Annotated in this window: 17 protein-coding genes; 11 read left to right on the top strand and 6 right to left on the bottom strand. The window is 37.4% G+C overall.

Annotated elements, in window-relative coordinates; translation table 11 throughout:
• Positions 1-61: 61 nt before the first annotated feature.
• Positions 62-1003 (bottom strand): diacylglycerol/lipid kinase family protein, encoded by a 942-nt coding sequence (locus E6X37_RS07535; protein ID WP_287510918.1) that lies wholly within the window; start codon positions 1001-1003, stop codon positions 62-64.
• 208 nt (positions 1004-1211) lie between these two features.
• Here E6X37_RS07535 and E6X37_RS07540 point away from each other — a divergent pair, with 208 nt between their 5' ends.
• Positions 1212-1919, top strand: a complete 708-nt coding sequence (locus E6X37_RS07540) for a GntR family transcriptional regulator (protein WP_004694848.1) — start codon at positions 1212-1214, stop codon at positions 1917-1919.
• Between the two features lie 210 nt (positions 1920-2129).
• On the opposite strand, the gene E6X37_RS07545 is transcribed toward E6X37_RS07540, so the two are convergent.
• Positions 2130-2513 (bottom strand): helix-turn-helix domain-containing protein, encoded by a 384-nt coding sequence (locus tag E6X37_RS07545; RefSeq protein WP_316689718.1) that lies wholly within the window; start codon positions 2511-2513, stop codon positions 2130-2132.
• Between the two features lie 189 nt (positions 2514-2702).
• Here E6X37_RS07545 and crcB point away from each other — a divergent pair, with 189 nt between their 5' ends.
• The 3 genes from crcB to E6X37_RS07560 all read left to right on the top strand — a co-directional run bounded on the left by crcB (position 2703) and on the right by E6X37_RS07560 (position 7067).
• Positions 2703-3083: a fluoride efflux transporter CrcB gene (crcB, locus tag E6X37_RS07550; protein WP_316603809.1), complete on the top strand. Its 381-nt coding sequence runs from the start codon at positions 2703-2705 to the stop codon at positions 3081-3083.
• A gap of 84 nt (positions 3084-3167) precedes the next feature.
• A complete protein-coding gene (locus tag E6X37_RS07555; RefSeq protein ID WP_316060976.1) occupies positions 3168-4148 on the top strand; it encodes a molybdopterin-binding protein in 981 nt (326 codons plus the stop codon).
• Positions 4149-4568: 420 nt separating this feature from the next.
• The gene (locus E6X37_RS07560; RefSeq protein WP_316603810.1) at positions 4569-7067 is read left to right on the top strand and encodes an S-layer homology domain-containing protein; all 2499 of its coding nucleotides are present in this window, start codon (positions 4569-4571) and stop codon (positions 7065-7067) included.
• Between the two features lie 243 nt (positions 7068-7310).
• Here the strand turns inward: E6X37_RS07560 and E6X37_RS07565 are convergent, their stop codons facing one another.
• From E6X37_RS07565 to E6X37_RS07575, 3 genes are all read right to left on the bottom strand, one after another.
• Complete coding sequence (locus tag E6X37_RS07565) at positions 7311-7541, bottom strand: hypothetical protein (RefSeq protein ID WP_004698256.1); 231 nt, start codon at positions 7539-7541, stop codon at positions 7311-7313.
• 9 nt (positions 7542-7550) lie between these two features.
• Positions 7551-8384 (bottom strand): metallophosphoesterase, encoded by an 834-nt coding sequence (locus tag E6X37_RS07570; protein ID WP_316097876.1) that lies wholly within the window; start codon positions 8382-8384, stop codon positions 7551-7553.
• Between the two features lie 75 nt (positions 8385-8459).
• Entirely contained in the window at positions 8460-9233 is a 774-nt protein-coding gene (locus tag E6X37_RS07575; protein ID WP_004698244.1) for a DUF4931 domain-containing protein, read from the bottom strand.
• Positions 9234-9350: 117 nt separating this feature from the next.
• Between E6X37_RS07575 and E6X37_RS07580 the strand changes: the two genes are divergently transcribed.
• The 7 genes from E6X37_RS07580 (at position 9351) to E6X37_RS07610 (ending at position 15699) form a co-directional block, all read left to right on the top strand.
• A complete protein-coding gene (locus tag E6X37_RS07580; protein WP_227037291.1) occupies positions 9351-9872 on the top strand; it encodes an 8-oxo-dGTP diphosphatase in 522 nt (173 codons plus the stop codon).
• Between the two features lie 203 nt (positions 9873-10075).
• On the top strand, positions 10076-11173 hold the full coding sequence (mutY, locus tag E6X37_RS07585; protein ID WP_316097878.1) for an A/G-specific adenine glycosylase: 1098 nt from the start codon (positions 10076-10078) through the stop codon (positions 11171-11173).
• Between the two features lie 16 nt (positions 11174-11189).
• A complete protein-coding gene (locus tag E6X37_RS07590) occupies positions 11190-12371 on the top strand; it encodes a metallophosphoesterase (RefSeq protein WP_316689719.1) in 1182 nt (393 codons plus the stop codon).
• 819 nt (positions 12372-13190) lie between these two features.
• Positions 13191-14189 (top strand): DUF805 domain-containing protein, encoded by a 999-nt coding sequence (locus E6X37_RS07595; RefSeq protein ID WP_316689720.1) that lies wholly within the window; start codon positions 13191-13193, stop codon positions 14187-14189.
• A gap of 221 nt (positions 14190-14410) precedes the next feature.
• Complete coding sequence (locus E6X37_RS07600) at positions 14411-14656, top strand: hypothetical protein (protein WP_232054987.1); 246 nt, start codon at positions 14411-14413, stop codon at positions 14654-14656.
• 176 nt (positions 14657-14832) lie between these two features.
• Positions 14833-15084 (top strand): hypothetical protein, encoded by a 252-nt coding sequence (locus E6X37_RS07605; RefSeq protein WP_105087186.1) that lies wholly within the window; start codon positions 14833-14835, stop codon positions 15082-15084.
• Positions 15085-15372: 288 nt separating this feature from the next.
• Positions 15373-15699, top strand: coding sequence for a hypothetical protein (locus E6X37_RS07610; protein ID WP_316055315.1), 327 nt, complete (start codon positions 15373-15375; stop codon positions 15697-15699).
• Positions 15700-16024: 325 nt separating this feature from the next.
• Here E6X37_RS07610 and E6X37_RS07615 read toward each other — a convergent pair whose 3' ends face one another.
• On the bottom strand, positions 16025-17380 hold the full coding sequence (locus E6X37_RS07615) for a class II fumarate hydratase (RefSeq protein WP_316689721.1): 1356 nt from the start codon (positions 17378-17380) through the stop codon (positions 16025-16027).
• Between the last annotated feature and the right edge of the window lie 13 nt (positions 17381-17393).

Consider the following 17393-nt stretch of genomic DNA (forward strand, 5'->3'; position numbering starts at 1 on the left):
ATTAATAAACACAAAAGCTCTCTATTCGTTGATAGAGAGCTTTTGTGTTACCAATTACTTGTTATATATGTGGTAGTTTAGGCAGATTTAAGGCTTTTTTCTTTTTATGCTTTGCAGGTGCAAATACTTTGAGTACGCGCGGCAATACTTCAATGTCTACTGGCATAGCAGGACCTGCATCACCATCCATATTGGTCGATAAATCATCGACGTCAGATAGAAGTTCGATATGAGCTTTTTTCACAGTTAATGTCGTTGTATAACGAGAGTTATAGATGGCACCACTGATAATGAGTGGTAATACGCTGAGAATATCGAGGATAAAATATTCTTTGAAGATGATGATACGCATATAACCATCATCTACAGAGGCTTCTGGCATAAAACGCTCAAAGCTAGATACTACATTGGTAAGTAGGGCTAAAACGAGAGGAGATTTGCAAATGAAATCATCGTCCTCTGTTTTAATGCGGTACGTGTAGTCCTTTGTAGTGAACAACGCTTGGCCTGCTCTCAAGAAATACGCGAGAGGGCCGAGTATGCTCTTTTCCTTTGGTGTAACTTCATCTACAACCTTAGGAATAACGCCAGCTGCAATATTATTGCAGAAATACCGATCATTACAACGGCCGATATCAATGGTTCGAGTTTCATTGATATCGATACGTCTGATAGCTTGCGTTGGATTTTGGTGAATGCCGAGCGCACGAGACATATCATTTACTGTACCAACGGGAATAAACCCAAAGGTACAGGAGAATCCACCTTGGGCAATACCATTAACGGTTTCGTTAACAGTGCCGTCACCACCCATGCAGAATACGGCATCAAACCCGCGTTCACAAGCGTTCTTAGCAAAACGTGTAGCATCGCCTTCGCCTCTGGTGAATTTGACCTCAATCGTTTCGAACAAGGTACTCAATTTCCATTGTAAATCGAGGGCATAACGGCGCGCTGCACCTCCTCCTGAGACAGGGTTGATGATAATCAAACAACGGCTCATAGTATACTTCCTTACTTTCAAAAATGAGATATAGCTATTATCTATAGTTAAATTGACAGTCTTAATGATGAGTTCTATAATTGTAATGTATATACTTAATTTCGCACAACATACTTTCTAAGATATGTTGTATACTATATTATACTCATTTTAACCGTTCTTTGAAAGTCTGAAAGCACGAATGGTTAGTAAGGTTTAGGGGCTAGTAATGGGAAGACAAAGTTCAAAAGATAAATACAAATTGTCCGCAGTGGATTCTATCGAAAGATTACCTCTCAGTGAACAAGTATATTTAACATTAAAAACAGCTATCTTAACAGGCGAATTGATGCCTCAAGAGAAGCTTAACGAAGTAAAGATTGCAGAACAATTACAAGTGAGTGCTACACCTGTACGTGAAGCATTCCGTAAATTAGCTAAAGATAATCTCGTAGTTATCGTTCCTTGGAAAGGCGTTACTGTAAAAGCTGACACTCCAGAAGAAATTGTAGCACTTTACCAAGTTCGCGAAGTAATGGAAGGACTTGGTGCTAGATTATGTGCTCGTCATGCTACACCTGAGCAAGTACAAGAGCTAAGAACCCTTTGTAAAGAGATGCATGAAATTGAAGATGCCACAGAACGTGTTGATGTGAATAGCCGATTCCATACAATGATTGCTCATTACTCTGGCAATGAACGTATTGTAGATTATCTAGCAGGTTTCCGTGAACGCGTTAATCGTGACATGTACATCAGTTCTTTCAATGCTGTACGTACACATGACTGTGATGATGAACATGACCAAATCGTAGACGCTATTGAACGCCACGACGAAGTAGCAGCAGAAACGGCTATGCGTCAGCATATCAACAATGCATTTATCTTCAAAAAAGCAAATGCGGAAGTACAGCATAAAAAACTTAATGAAGTATAATGCCTGCTGATGCTGATGCTGATGCTGATGCTGATGCTGATGCTGATGTAATAGGCATAATGACATATGAAAAGCTCCGCCATTGACGGAGCTTTTTTGATTGTTATTTTGAATAGTAAATTCAATTTTCATTTAGAGTATTTAGAGCATCTTGATATAAATTAGTTATTATTTGTTGTATTTAATTAACTGTTCTTTTAGTCTATCGGATTAGTTTGTTCTTATTTTGTTTCGAGACGTTCTTTTGGTGTGGTTCAGAAGCTCTAGTCGTTTATAGTGTGATGTTAGGTGCGCATTACAGTTTTTATAATCTACAACACGCAGTCTTACGAGTTGACCTACGTTGATTTGAAAGGCTTGGGCGATTTTAAAAAGAATTTCCAAAGACATGCCGGAGATGCCTGTACCACATTCTAATTTACTTAAATAACTACGACTGATACCAATGTGACGAGCTAACTCTTGTTGAGACATATTTAGGGATACGCGAATAATGGCAATTTTATGACCTAAACAAACATATTGATGTTGTAAAAACGGGTCTTCGTATGTGTTGATCCGCAGTTCGGTGAGCGGTGTAGACGAGGGGTTCATAGGGACTCCTTCCTTTTCCCTACTCTCTAAATATAGTATACTGAGATTATTAGCATCTGACTAATATAGAAAACTAGATAATTATCGGCTATTACAGATAATTACACGAATTGTGAAAGTAGTATTACATGTATGCTATAGTAATGTGATCATACCATCTAGTATGTTATCGTGAGTAAAGGAGGCAATATGGAAAAATACATAGCCGTTGCCCTCGGTGGCGCTACTGGGGCCTTATGCCGTATGGCTCTCGGTGAATGGGTTATGACAAAGGTCAGCTCTTTTCCGTATGGTACGGTAGTAGTAAACCTCGTTGGTTGCCTCATTATCGGTTTAGTCTTAGGCCTTTATATGCAAAAGCCAGATCTACCTCAGTGGGCGAGATTCTTCCTCGTTGTAGGTGGGCTCGGCGCATTTACCACCTTTTCAACCTTTGCCTTTGAAATGCTACAGCTTATGATGGCTGAATCCTATGTACAAGCATTATGGTACGGTGTGGTACAAGTAGTGGGTGGTTTAACCCTCTGTTGGATTGGTATGCTAGTAGTGCGTCTACTCTGTACTATTTAAACATATTAGCATTGAATAATAGTATTAAATACATTTTGATGTTATACAATAGCGTATTTTGTTATTAATGACTTGGGAGATATTATGAAATCCATTAGAACACAAGATGCCGTAGGGCAAATATTATTACACGATCTCGTAAGAATCGTCATCGGTGAGGTGAAAGACACGCCCTTCCGCCGTGGACATGTAATTACAGAAGAGGACATTCCTAAACTCTTGGATCTTGGCAAGGAACATGTATTTGTAATGGAGCCAGAAGATGAGGGGTTCTTGCACGAAGAGGATGTAGCTCGTGCTTTGTACCATATGGCAGGCGGCGAAAATATGCACGATGGCCCTATGGCACAAGGTAAAATTGAAGCCATTGCAGATGTAGATGGTCTTTTCAAGGTCGATGTGGAACGCTTACATGCTATCAATAGCATTGGTGAGCTGACTATTGTAACGAGATTTAATAATACACCTGTGAAAGCTGGTGATAAATTAGCAGGTATGCGTTGTATTCCATTATTGTTAGAAGAACAACAAGTAGAAGATGCAAAGAAAATTGCTGATGGTAAGCCTTTGTTACATGTAAAGCCGTTCGTGCGCAAAACAATGGGGATTGTTACGACTGGTTCTGAAGTATTTGAAGGTCGTATTAAAGATGCTTTCACACCAATCATTGAAGAACGTTGTGCTGAATTTGGTGTTACAAAGGTAGCTCACGAAATTGTAACGGATAATACAGACGATATCGTGGCGGCTATCGATGAGGTGAAAGCCGCAGGCGCGGATATAATTTTCTGTACCGGCGGTATGAGCGTTGACCCAGATGATCTCACCCCAGGAGCCATTAAACGCTATGCAGATCGCGTAGTTACCTATGGATTACCAGTGTTACCAGGGTCCATGGTTTGCATTGCTTACTGTGCAGATGGCACACCAATCCTTGGTGTACCAGGGGGCGTATTATTCAGTAAACCGACTGCCTTTGATGAAATTGTGCCACGTCTTGTTGCAGATGATGAAATCACCAAAGAAGATTGTATAGCTATGGGCCATGGAGGATTCTTGGGCTAATAGGCTAGTATAACAAGATTAGCTAAAATAACCAATATAGCTATTTTAAGTAATATAGCTAAAGCAAACAATATAACTAGAATAATTAGTATAGCTAATATAATGAATATAGTTAATATAGCCAATATAAGGAGATAAGATAAATCTTATCTCCTTATATTGTTATTATGCTATTAATTTATAGTATGATGAATTTGGTAGAATTTTTATTTATCGATAAAATTGATATTTTTATCGATTTTATTAAAAATTTCGTTTACTTCATTTAATATTTAAAGTACAATAATAGTTAAGGATAATGATAATACATTATTTAATAACGGACGTATTTTATGCTGAGTTTTGTTGAATATATATTATAAATGATAATATATTATCCGTTGTATTTATAATTTTAGATGTAGGGAGGAATAGTAAACGATGAAAAGCAAACAAGTTGCATTATCATTGGCAATACTACTTGCGTTAGGCACGGGAACTGTATTACATGTAGAAGCACAAGGAAATCCGACAGAGTATTCACGTCACTTTGGTGATGAAAACACGGTTACCAGTGACCATAGTTTGGCAGTAGGCTTCAGAAATACGGTATCCGGTTCGTATTCAACTGCTGTAGGTCAGTCATCTACCGCATCTGGTGGAACCTCACTGGCTATCGGACGAAGTGCGCAGGCAACCGCTAATAATAGTAATGCTATCGGTCGGAGTGCACGGGCGGAAGGCGAGAATGCCACTGCAATAGGCCATGGATCTGTTTCTTCTGGACGTAATTCAAATGCCTTTGGTTCATCCGCGAAAGCATCTGCTGAAGGTTCTACTGCAGTTGGTAATAGTACAAAGGCTAATGGTATTTCAAGTACCTCTACTGGCTTTAATGCTGAGGCATCTGGTAATTTCTCTTCAGCATATGGTAATGATGCTAGAGCAAAGGGAAATCGTTCAGTAGCTGTTGGATATAATGCAAAAGCTGAAGAGAGTGCAACTGCTGTAGGTAATAATGCTAATGCTGGTGCTGCAAATGCTGTTGCACTAGGTTCAGGTAATACGATTACTGCACGTGGTGGAGTTGGAATTGGTAGCAGTAATTCTGTCTCTGGCATTGATTCTGGCGCTTTTGGGGTTAGAAATAACGTAGCGCAAGCAAATACATATGTACTGGGCAGTAATGTGACGTCAACACAAGGAAATAGTGTTCTCTTAGGCAATGCATCTACCGATAGAGCTACCACAACAGAAACACAAGCTAATATAAATGGTATTAACTATTCCGGCTTTGCTGGGGTAGGGTCAGCTCGTAACGGCGTTACGAGTGTTGGTGCATCTGGTAAAGAACGTCAGGTGATTAATGTAGCATCTGGGAAAGTATCTTCTGATAGCACGGATGCTATAAATGGTAGTCAATTATATGCAGTAGCAAATACAGTGGGCGGAATTCTTAATAATCACAATACATTAATTCAAAATAATATTAATGAAATCGATAAAAATAAAGAAAAAATTGCCGACAATGAACGAAAATTAAAAGATCATACAGATGTCTTACAAAAACATGAAGATATTTTAAATGGACATAGTCAAGAATTAGAAAAACATAATAAATTAATTGTAAATCATGATAATCAAATTACTCGTTTAACTAAAGAAAATCTTCGTCAAGATGCTGATTTACTTCGTCATGAAGATCAAATTCAAAATCATGACATTCAATTAAAAAATCAAACTGAACGTATGAATAATCAAGAAAAACGTATTGACAATCAAGATAAGCGTTTAGATTATTTAGATAATCGTGTTGATAATCATGATGCTCGAATTGAAAATCATAGTGAGCGTATCGAAAGTCATGAACGTCGTATTGAATATAATAAGACTTTAGCCACAGAAGCATTAAAAGAAGCTAAAAAACATACTAGCATTTCTGCAGGTAATAATGTAACTGTAACTACAAGCACAAATGCTGCTGGTGGTACTGATTACAAAGTATCTGTAGATAAAGTTAAATTTGGTAATGTTTCTTTGGACAATAAAGGTCTAAATAATGGTGGCAATAAAATCACTAATGTAGCCGATGGTGAAGTATCCGCTACATCTAAAGATGCCGTTAACGGTAGCCAATTGTATCAAGCTACTAGCGGTATTAGTAATGGTGTGAACCTATTAAATAGCAAAATAGGAAAAGTTGGTGCTGGTGCGGCTGCATTAGCGGCTATTCATCCATTGGATTTTGATCCTGATGATAAATGGAATTTTGCGGCTGGTTACGGTAACTATGCCGGTGAAAATGCGATGGCATTAGGTGCTTTCTACAGACCAAATGAAGACACTATGTTCAGCGTAGCTGGATCCATGGGTAACGGTGAAAACATGGTCAATGCCGGCGTTTCATTGAAATTAGGTCAAAAAAATGGTGTATCTACTTCTAGAGTAGCTTTGGCTAAAGAGGTTCAAGACTTAAAGGCCATTGTAAAAGCCCAAAATGTAGAGATTCAACAAATGAAGGTATCCATGGGAATGGCACCTCAGTATGACAAGAAAGATGTGAACTTCCCTGATATACCAGCTAATCATTGGGCTTATGAATATGTAAAAGACTTGGCTGATAAAGGTCTTGTTGAAGGCTATCCTGATGGCGAATTTAAAGGCAATCGTGCGATGACTCGTTATGAGTATGCTGCGATCATTTACCGTGCTTTACAATTGGGTGCCCCAATTGATGGCAAAATGGGGCGTGCGATTAACGAATTTAATCCTGAATTGGCTCGTCTTCGTGACTTGGATCGTACTCGTGTGGATCGAATCTCTGGTAAAGACAATGATCGTCATAAGGTAGAACGACTTCGTGTAAACAATAAAGACAATAAGCAAACTAATGATTACAGAGATGTTTACGGTAGTCATATCGAGCGTAATGCGAAGTAATTACTTGTCTTGAAATAACCTTTTAAACTAAAAGGAAGACAACAAAATAGTTCTTTTATAAACTAAAGAAAAAACAAAAGAGGCCGTGATAAACAGCCTCTTTTCATCTAGCGGATAGTTGAGTTAATAACAATCTGCACTTTCAGAAATCAGAAATTATGATCCTTTTCTGGAGTGCAGATTATAGTCAACTATCCGCTATTTTATTATTTTGTTCAATTAATTACATTATTGATGGCGTTATTAAAATGATTTTTTACCTAGTGTAGGGTGGCTACAACGTTTTAGTGTTAGGGTATCAATCATATGGACTGCTTCGTCCAATGTAATATCTTCGCGCTTCGTTGGTGTTTCTAGGACTGCTAACGGATGCTCCGTGCCTACCTCACCAGAAGGCAAGTAAATATATTCTTGGTTAACATTGTCACCAAAGATATAGCCAGCTTGTAAATGTTCTTTATGAATACGACTCATGGTCTCTCCTTAGATAATTTGCTTTAGCTTAAAATCTAGATAGTCTGCAGATACCAACTCTAGTTTTGTCGTACCAAATTCCTTTGGAATCCGGTTAAAAGAAATTTGATCGTGTAAGTGGCCAAAAATGCAGATATCTACGTTATATTGCTCCATGAGATCCGTAAAGCCCGAAGGTGCGTTGGACTCGTTAAATGGAGGGTAATGTAGCAACAATAACTTTGTTACAGGAATATTCTCTATATCTCTAATTGAATCAGGTGTTGGTGAATAGGACTTTTTAGAACCGGATGATTCTGTTATACAGACCTTTGTTTCCGTCCTGAGTTCCTCAAGTACTTTATGTATTGCCTTATCCATTTCCTGTAGTGCTGCTTCGGTACGCATCAGTTCTCTATCGTAAATGGATTGGTCCGTTTCTGGGGAGAAGTGGGAGTCTCCAGGACAGAGGTAGGCGCGCGTTCCACCGAATGCAATAAGGCGCGGCCCTTCTTCGGTTTGGATAACTTCTGCGGTGCCGTGACCTTGTATAAAGGTAATAGCGTCACCCATGAGATTATGCATCTTGTTTGCTGATGCCCACCAATAATCATGGTTGCCACGAATCATATATTTTTTACCAGGTAAAGATGCAATTTCTTGTAAATCGCAGGCAGCTTCATTGAGACGGAGCGCCCAGCTCATGTCACCTACGAGAAAGACGATGTCTTCATCGCTTACATTGGCATTCCAATGCTCTTTGATGCGGGACCAGTGATCATTCCAGTGAGGACCAAAAATATCCATCGGCTTCGTCGGAGGATGGCCAGATAGATGGAGGTCGCCGATGGCAAATACTTTCATAAAAATCCTTTCAATTATGTATGGTTAAAACCATATAAAATAATATATCAAATTATATACGGTATATGGTTAGAGCTATTTAGTAGCTTGAAAATAAGGCGTAATATCGTGCTTGATTTTAGCAGCTCGTCCCTCATCACAAGTTTGAGGAATTTTGTAGCCTACATAGAGGGGCGTCGTTACATAACGCGCCACTACCTTGATGTAATCATAGCCGTCCTCAAGATTATATACGAAGTAATTATAGGACTGGCTAAAGTTTGCTACACTATGCAATACATAGCGCAAAATTTGCTGTAGTCGAAGGGCTACAGTACGAACCGGTGCATCTGGTTTGAAGCGAATGTTGTACTCAAAGAACCCGATAATCGGATGGGTAGACAAGGTGATGCGTACATCTTGATCCTCGTGCAAGAGCCAACCCTCCATATTTTGGGCCGTAATATCTTTATGGTAATCGTAATTCTCAAGCCCTATGATTTGGCTGTGAGGATGGCGAATAGAGCCACCGGACATATAGCCATAATTTTTGAAGAAGAGTACGGATTTAAACTCTTTACGTTGACGAGTTTCGCGCCATTTATCGAGACCAAATTGGAGAATGTGGGCGGCTTCGTCTGTAGGTAAGGTAGAAAATTCGCCTTCGTCAGTTTCCGTTTCGATAATGACGGTAGGCCAAGTTTTTTCTAATACAGGATACTTGTTCATGAGCCATATAATATGACCTGATGTATCGAGAATATCCGTTAATTTGGAACGATCACAGAAGGGACAACGCACTTGTTCATTGCGAATATTGACGGGCTTTGTTCGTCCTAATTCGATATTAAATCTAAGTGGTTTGTTCATCATGTGCCTCCTTCCTTGTAAGAAATTCTATACTCTTAATCATACCACAACTAGCACATTCGTACATGAAATAATGGTATAATAATAGTGTGTTATTTTTGTGACTAAGGAGGCCCTATGAAACCAACGACGCTCGTATTTCCCATTGATGAACAAAATCGTATATTGTTAGGGCGTAAGAAGCGTGGTTTTGGGGCTAATAAATATAATGGTTTCGGTGGTAAACTTGATGATGGTGAAAGCTTCCGAGAGTGTGCCATTCGTGAACTCTATGAGGAATCTGGCCTTCAAGGACGTGTCGAAGACTTAGAATGTGTAGCGGCTTTTGATTTTCAATTTCCTTTTGATGAGAGCTTAACGCACGTAAGCTATGTGTATTTCTTGCGTACTTTCACAGGTACTGTAGAGGAAACAGACGAAATGGAGCCTCATTGGCTAGAACCGAATCAAATTCCTTATGAACATATGTGGGATGGTGACCGCAGATGGTTGCCGATGTTGTTAGAAGGTAAGAAATTAAAAGGACCTATTGTGTTTGGACGAGATAATAATATGGTGGATAAGATGGATTTGACCACTGTTGATACCGTTCTTGAAAGCGAACACTTGGCGCGCATTGATTTGTATATTAATGGCTGATACGTATAGATTATTTGCGTTATATTGTCGAATATAGGTATTCTTTATACTATGCCGACGAATTTTAGTGTATACCTATTTAATTATTAACATAAATTTACTAACATCAAGATGATGGTTTGGTGGATTTTAAAATGTAAAAAGGGGCTATATGACCATGAGAGTGGTAATATGCTCCATAATTTATACTATTTTGAGGTAATATGACTGATAAAAAGAACCCAAAGTGGGTACCACAGCTATTGGCGTGGTATGATGTGCATAAACGGGAGTTGCCGTGGCGCGATTGTGGGGACCCTTATAAGATTTGGGTTTCCGAGGTGATGAGCCAGCAGACGCGCATTGAGGCGATGAAGCCTTATTACGACAACTGGATGCGTCTATTCCCAACTTTGGAAGACTTGGCAAAGGCTTCCGAAGATGAGGTGGTTCATGCTTGGCAAGGGCTTGGTTATTATAGCCGTGCTCGTAACTTGCGCCTCGGTGTAAAGGACGTAGTTGAAAATTACGGCGGTATCGTGCCTCACGATCGTAAAACCATGGAGTCCCTAAAGGGCGTAGGTTCTTATACGGCTGGGGCTGTACTATCTATGGCGTACAACGAACCAGAAGCGGCTGTAGATGGCAATGTATTGCGCATCTATGCTCGTCTATATCGCATCTTTGACGATATTTTAAGCACTAAGGGTAAAAAGACTATTACAGCCATCGTGGAGGAGACTTTGCCTCACGATCGACCTGGTGATTTTAACCAAGCCTTGATGGACTTTGGCTCTGCTGTGTGCATTCCAAAAACGCCGCGTTGTGGGGAATGTCCTATTGTAAATATGTGCGCTGCCTATCAACATGAAGATACAGATAAACTGCCTGTGCGCATCAAGAAAACAAAGGTAGTAGAGGTGCCTTTATTCGTGGGCATCTTGAATTATAAAGGCTATTATTTGTTGCATAAACGGCCGAATCGTGGACTTTTACGGTCCATGTGGGAATTTCCATCTGTGGAAATGGTATCTGCCTTTGAGGACGGAGAACGAGGCCTTGAGGAATTAGTTCAGCCCCTTGGCTTTGAGTTATCTTTGCAACCAGTACTTGTGAAAGAAATAACACATATTTTCTCTCACCGAAAATGGTTTATGAAAGCATTCCGCGGTGATTTAACGTACACAGGGAATGCGAATAATATATCGATTGCAGATATCCAACAGCAATTGCCAAAGGACTGGATGCTCATCAAGCGTGATGAGTTCTCCGACTATGCTTGGGCGGGTCCTCATGGTAAATTGACGGAAATCGCAAAATAATTTGTAGGAGTAATGAATGAGAATTCTATTTAATATTACTTTTTCTGCCATCCTCCTAATAGGGTTGGTAGGATTTTGGGCTCTATTCCTCAACTTGTGGAAGCCCAAAAAGAAATGGCCTGCCTGGGTGGGCTATATAATCATTATCGGTGCGTGGTTTGCTGCTATCCGATACTATATACTCAATCAAGTGGATTTATATGGTACGATGTACTATCCTTTGATGAATATGTTCCGTACCGAAAGCTACGGATTCCTTTTTGGCGTATTTCTAGCGATTCCTGTATTTATCATACTTAGTCTATTATATTGGACAATCAATAAGATTTGGAGCAAAACACCAGAGGAAAATAGAACAGGCCGTCGCGCCTTCTTTAGAACTGCTGCAACTATAGTGCCGTTGGCTACTATTGGTGGCTCTAGCTATGCTGCCTTTGCGGGTCAACAAGAGGTAGTGGTAACTCATGAAAGCTTTGGCTACACGAACCTACCACCTGGTTTGAAAAACTATAAAATTGTTCAACTTAGTGATATTCATATAGGACCGAGTATCGATTTAGATGACTTTGATGAAATCCTGAAACTAGCGCTTTTACAAAAACCTAATCGCGTTGTTATCACTGGCGACCTCATTGATAAGCTTGCATGGTTACCGCAAGTCTGTGAAAGACTGACAACCTTTGCAAAACAAATCCCAGATGGGGTTGACTTTATTTTGGGAAATCACGAGTATCATCACGATGTAAATAAGGTACTTGACGCACTTAAACGAAATACACCTATGAATATTCTCGTGAATAGTAATATTCAAATCATGGGCGGCAAACAACCTGTATATATTGCGGGCGTTGCGTACGATAACGATCGTAAAAAGGACAACCGGGAAGCCATGATTAACAAAGCTTTATCTGGAATTCCAGACTATGCCTTTGTTATTCTATTGGCTCATCACCCTGAATTCTTCGAAGAATCTATTGAACGAAAGATTCCGTTGACTCTATCTGGACATACCCATGGAGGTCAAATCGTATTCATGGGTATGCCGTTAGTACCAACGGGCACACCATATACAAAAGGTCGCTATGTAGAAGAACAAAGCGTGTGCTACGTTAATAATGGTACAGGACACTGGTTTCCAATCCGTATCAACTGTCCACGAGAAATTACGGTTATTACATTCTTTGATGGAGTAGCTTAGTTTGAAAGACAAACTCACTATAGGTATACATTAATGTATAGTAAATCCTTTATTTATAAAATCCTTATATGTATTATTGTGCTTATGCTATTTGATATCTCTCTAATCTACGATATGACAGCGGATATATATAAGAGATATCTCAAAATAGCAATACTAGTGGCAATTGGATGCCATTTAGACTTATATTTGGAACTCAGTAAACAAGAAATACTGCTAATACAGGCGTTTAAGGATGATACATTTAACGAGACCTATGAACTGTTAAATACAAAACAGGCTATTTTCATTATATTCTTGGTTGTGTTAATGACTATAAATATTATGAAATATTAGAAGACCATAGGGGATAAACTAGAAGAGGTACTGTATTTTAGATACAATACCTCTTTTTATTATATGAATTTATATAATAATTGTGATATATTAGAGTTAAAATTTTTAGTTGTGTTGTGAAAATATAGTTTTTATGTTGGGAGTAATTATATATTTCTAAAAATATATAATTATTTTGTGCGAGGCTTAGTACTTTTTTTACTTATATGTATTCCATATAGTCTTGTCACAAATCCAGAGTTGATTGAAGATGAATTAGACTTTTATTTCTTTGTTATTGCATATGTCATAACACTTTTGTTTTATGTGGTATGGAACTATATTTATAACTATTTAAGACGTAAAAGAGGGTAGCATTTGTGCACATTCATTTACCATTAGTTCTGAAATCTATCTTTTTTCGGTGATTGTTTTATATTGGCTTATATAAAATACTGTTAAAAAACTTTCACCATTATTGGTATCTATATGATAATTAAAAGTATGAAACAGTTTTTAGTTGATGAATTTTGTAAGTTTAAGATTGAAGTAATAGCGTTAATTCAATATGTAAGGAAGCTTAAAACACTTACGATGAATGTACAAACTTATCTTTCAATAAATATTTTAGTTTTCTTGGGCATAGAAGCAAATATTTTCATGCTTTCTCTTCCTTTTGATAGAATATATAATCAAGAATACTATAATATGTTATTTTATGTAGGGCATACTCTTTATATTCTTTTTGTTTTTATTACAAATTACATGCGGTTGAATTATTATAAAAAGGCTTCTTTTAATTGGCTTAATGTCATTATAATGATTTCTTTAGTAATGGTTTTACTTTTGGGTAAAAGTATTACTATTTCTAGTTCTAATTTTAGCTTTAGAGGCACTACTGATTATATATTGGGGAATGAGGTACTATGGAGCGTAGATACACCTGAGATGTTCTTTCCTTTTCTGATGGGGTTGATACTATTTTGGGCATTTGGAATCGATAAATTATGGTCTGCTCATAATACTATTGAAACTAATGGGATTATTTTTGATAATAAAGTTATTGATGTGTGGTGGGGCAATAGAAATGATTTAACCGATGGGCAAATTAAGACCTTAAAGTTATATTATAGTCGACAGGAGTCCTACCCTTTTTGGATTGATATCTATAAAAGTATTTTAATAGATAGTTTATGGTTTTATGGACGCAGTACTGTTCGTCAGTGGCATATGTTTAATGTGTTTTTAGCTTTTATTATGTATAATTTTGTTGTAACTTATACTATTGAGCCATCCATTCTAAGATATACTTTATACATTTATCTTACATATACTGTAATTACTATGATATGTAGACGCTTGATGGATACCAATAGTAGTATTTTTTGGCTTATTTGCTTATTTGTACCTTTAGTTAATATATATGTGCTGTATTTACTATATAATAAAACATCTGCATTATATGATCAGGAAAGTAACTCTATTTTTTATTATCCTTTATAACTAATTAACCTCTGCTATGATAGTATCCTAGCAGGGGTTATTGTATTTATTTATAAAATCCAGAGTTTAAATTAGAAATATCATTATTTCTAATGTTAAAATAAAAATGAAATATATGTTGCTCTTATCTTTGAGAAGAGTAAAGTACATTGTTTATTAAAGTATGATTATTATTGTATGTGCTGTAGATTTTTAGTAAAAATCAAAATTAGTGGGAGAAAATGAATAAACTAGAAGAGATAAGAGGTTATCTAGACATGAATGAAGAGATTGAATTTAGGTATAACGGTTTAGAGTGCTTTGTGACTCCAAATAATGTTGTTTGGGAATTTTGGATTAATGATGAATGTGTTATTAAAGAGCCAGATTTAGACACTTTTTTAATGATACCTTGCTTAGAAGGTCACACAATTAGCGATATTTTTGCCAATGAGTTATATGATGAGAAATCTCTGTACATTTTTTAAACCTTTAGAGAAAGTATTATATGTGTAATTGGTTTATATTCGATTAAGCAAATGACTTGAAAATGCCAAGCGTACTAATTAGTCTGTTGCGTTTAATATCAGTATTTATAAGGTGATCGGTAGATCCTTAAGGATAAGTATGTTTGACTAGAAAAATTAGGAAGGAGTAAACATCAATGAGTGGTTCAGATGTTTCTTTATATGACGAAGTTATTGAAGGCTTGAGATGTAACAGGGAGTTAGAACTATATTATAATGATTCTACATATGGGATTGTTACTTATGGTGCATTATGGCAACTATGGAAAAATAAGGATCTTTTAGATGAATGTAATGATTTTTTACCGTTATTAGAAAATCCAATAATAAATGGTAGGAGTTTAAAAGATATTATAAAGACGAAAGATTGTGGACTACTTTTAATGTAAAAATGATTGAATTATAATCTAATAAAACTATAGAAGGAATATAGATGATAGACTTAGAACCTATTAAACAGATAAAAAGTCCAAGTTTAGAAAATGTTATAATTTTTGCTTTGCGATGTGTAAATTATATGATTATAAATGATAAACTTAATGGTTTCATTGTTATGGACCTGGCGTGGAAAGAAGTTAATACCTATTCTTAATAATATTAAGGAATTCTATTTTTATCAATTATACGAATTTAGTGATGACATAATTTTAATGTGTACCAATAAAGGGATAGTATCTTTGTCATTGATTGATTATTCTGTTCGTATTATAGATGAAATAGCCAAATATGATAAAAAATTTGCATACTTTGTTTATGAAAGTGAAATAAAAGAATCCTTTCCTCGTAATGAAAAATTAGTTTGTTTGGATACAAATAATATTACGATATTAGATGATCTTAAAAAGATTCAGATTCAAAACCCTATTTCTGTTCCGTATTTTGACGTATCTATGACCGAAAGATATGGTTTAGCTGTTGCAGAGAATCAATTGCAGATTTTTAATCTCAATGGAGATACAAAAAGCAAGATATTATCCTATAAAAGACCATGGTATGGTGAATGAGCTGATCTATTTAAAAAAGATGATGGACTTCATCTATATGTTATAAGTCGTAATGATTTGGACGAATTAACAAGTCTTTCAGAATATGTAATTCCATTTGACAAGACGCCTAGTTATGTAATTTTATTATAAGCTTTATACGACTTATTAAAGGTGAGATTTGATTTAGATATTTTGTAACTCTACGTTTAGAATAATTGCCTAACTAAAAGAAGGACTGTAAACGAATGCTTTAAAGTAGTATTTCGTTTACAGTCCCTTTTATATTTCGTTCATTTGAGGTATGAGAGGATGTTACAGATATGTCATAGATATGAGAGAGATTTTATTTCATGCGAACTGCTTCGGCAAATTCGTCTTCGGTCATGAGTTTTTCTTCCAAGATGATTTCTTTAATAGAGCAACCGCGTTTGTACGCTTCTTTTACCACCTTGGCGCTCTTGTCGTAGCCAATATATGGTGTTAAGGATGTAGCAATCATGAGAGATTGTTCTACGAAGAAGTTGAGCTTTTCAGGTACAAATTCTACGCCGTCGATGCAGTGTGTTGTGAAAGAGTTCATAGCGTCTGCGAGGAGGCGACAGCTTTCAACAAAGTCATAGATCATGATAGGCATGTATACGTTCAATTGGAACGCACCGCTACCTGCACAGAGCGTCATAGTTGTATTGTGGCCGAATACTTGGGCGCATACCATGGTCAAAGCTTCACATTGAGTAGGATTTACCTTGCCTGGCATGATGGAGGAGCCCGGTTCGTTTTCAGGAAGATGCCATTCGCCGTAGCCACAGCGAGGGCCAGAGCCTAAGAAGCGCACATCGTTAGCGATTTTGAATAGGGTAGTCGCTAATGTGTTAAGTGCACCGTGAGCCATCATAAATGCATCTTTGAGAGCAAGTCCTTGGAATTTGTTATTCTTAACACGGAATGGAGCACCTGTTACCTCTGGCAATACAGTTTCCATAACGTCTAGATAGCCCTTAGGTGTGTTCACACCTGTACCGACCGCAGTACCACCGAGTGCTACGTCGAGGAGGTGGTCAGCATTTTGAAGGAGCATAGTTTTGGCAGTTTTTAGGCCGTCCACAAAGGCGCTAATTTCTTGGTCTACCATGATAAAAGTAGCATCTTGTAGGTGGGTACGACCAACTTTTTGCAATCCTTTTCCTTTTTTTTGCAATTTTTCAAAGGATCCGATAAGGCCGTCCAATGCAGGAATTACGCGTTTTGTAATTTCAAAGTATGCACAGATATGCATTGCCGTAGGGAATGTATCGTTTGTACTTTGACCGCGGTTTACATCGTCGTTAGGATGAAGCGGATTGGATTCATCTAACTGTTTAGCTCGGTGAGCGATTACCTCGTTCACATTCATGTTAGTTTGTGTGCCGGAACCTGTTTGGAATACGGTTAACGGAAATTCATCATCCCATTTTCCGTCCACGATCTCATCTACTACTTGAGCGATGAGTTTCGCTTTTTCCTCAGTTACTGCGCCACACTTTGCATTGGTTAAAGCACATGCTTTTTTTACAAGCGCAAGCGCCTTGATTTGTTCAATAGGGATGCGGTGGTCACCGATTTTAAAATTATTGAACGAGCGTTGCGTTTGAGGTCCGTAAATTCGTCTAGTGTCGACTTCGACTGGTCCCATTGAATCATATTCAATTCTTGTTTCCATAATGTTTACAACC

The sequence above is a fragment of the Veillonella parvula genome (genome assembly GCF_032550495.1).
Lineage (GTDB): Bacteria > Bacillota > Negativicutes > Veillonellales > Veillonellaceae > Veillonella > Veillonella parvula_G.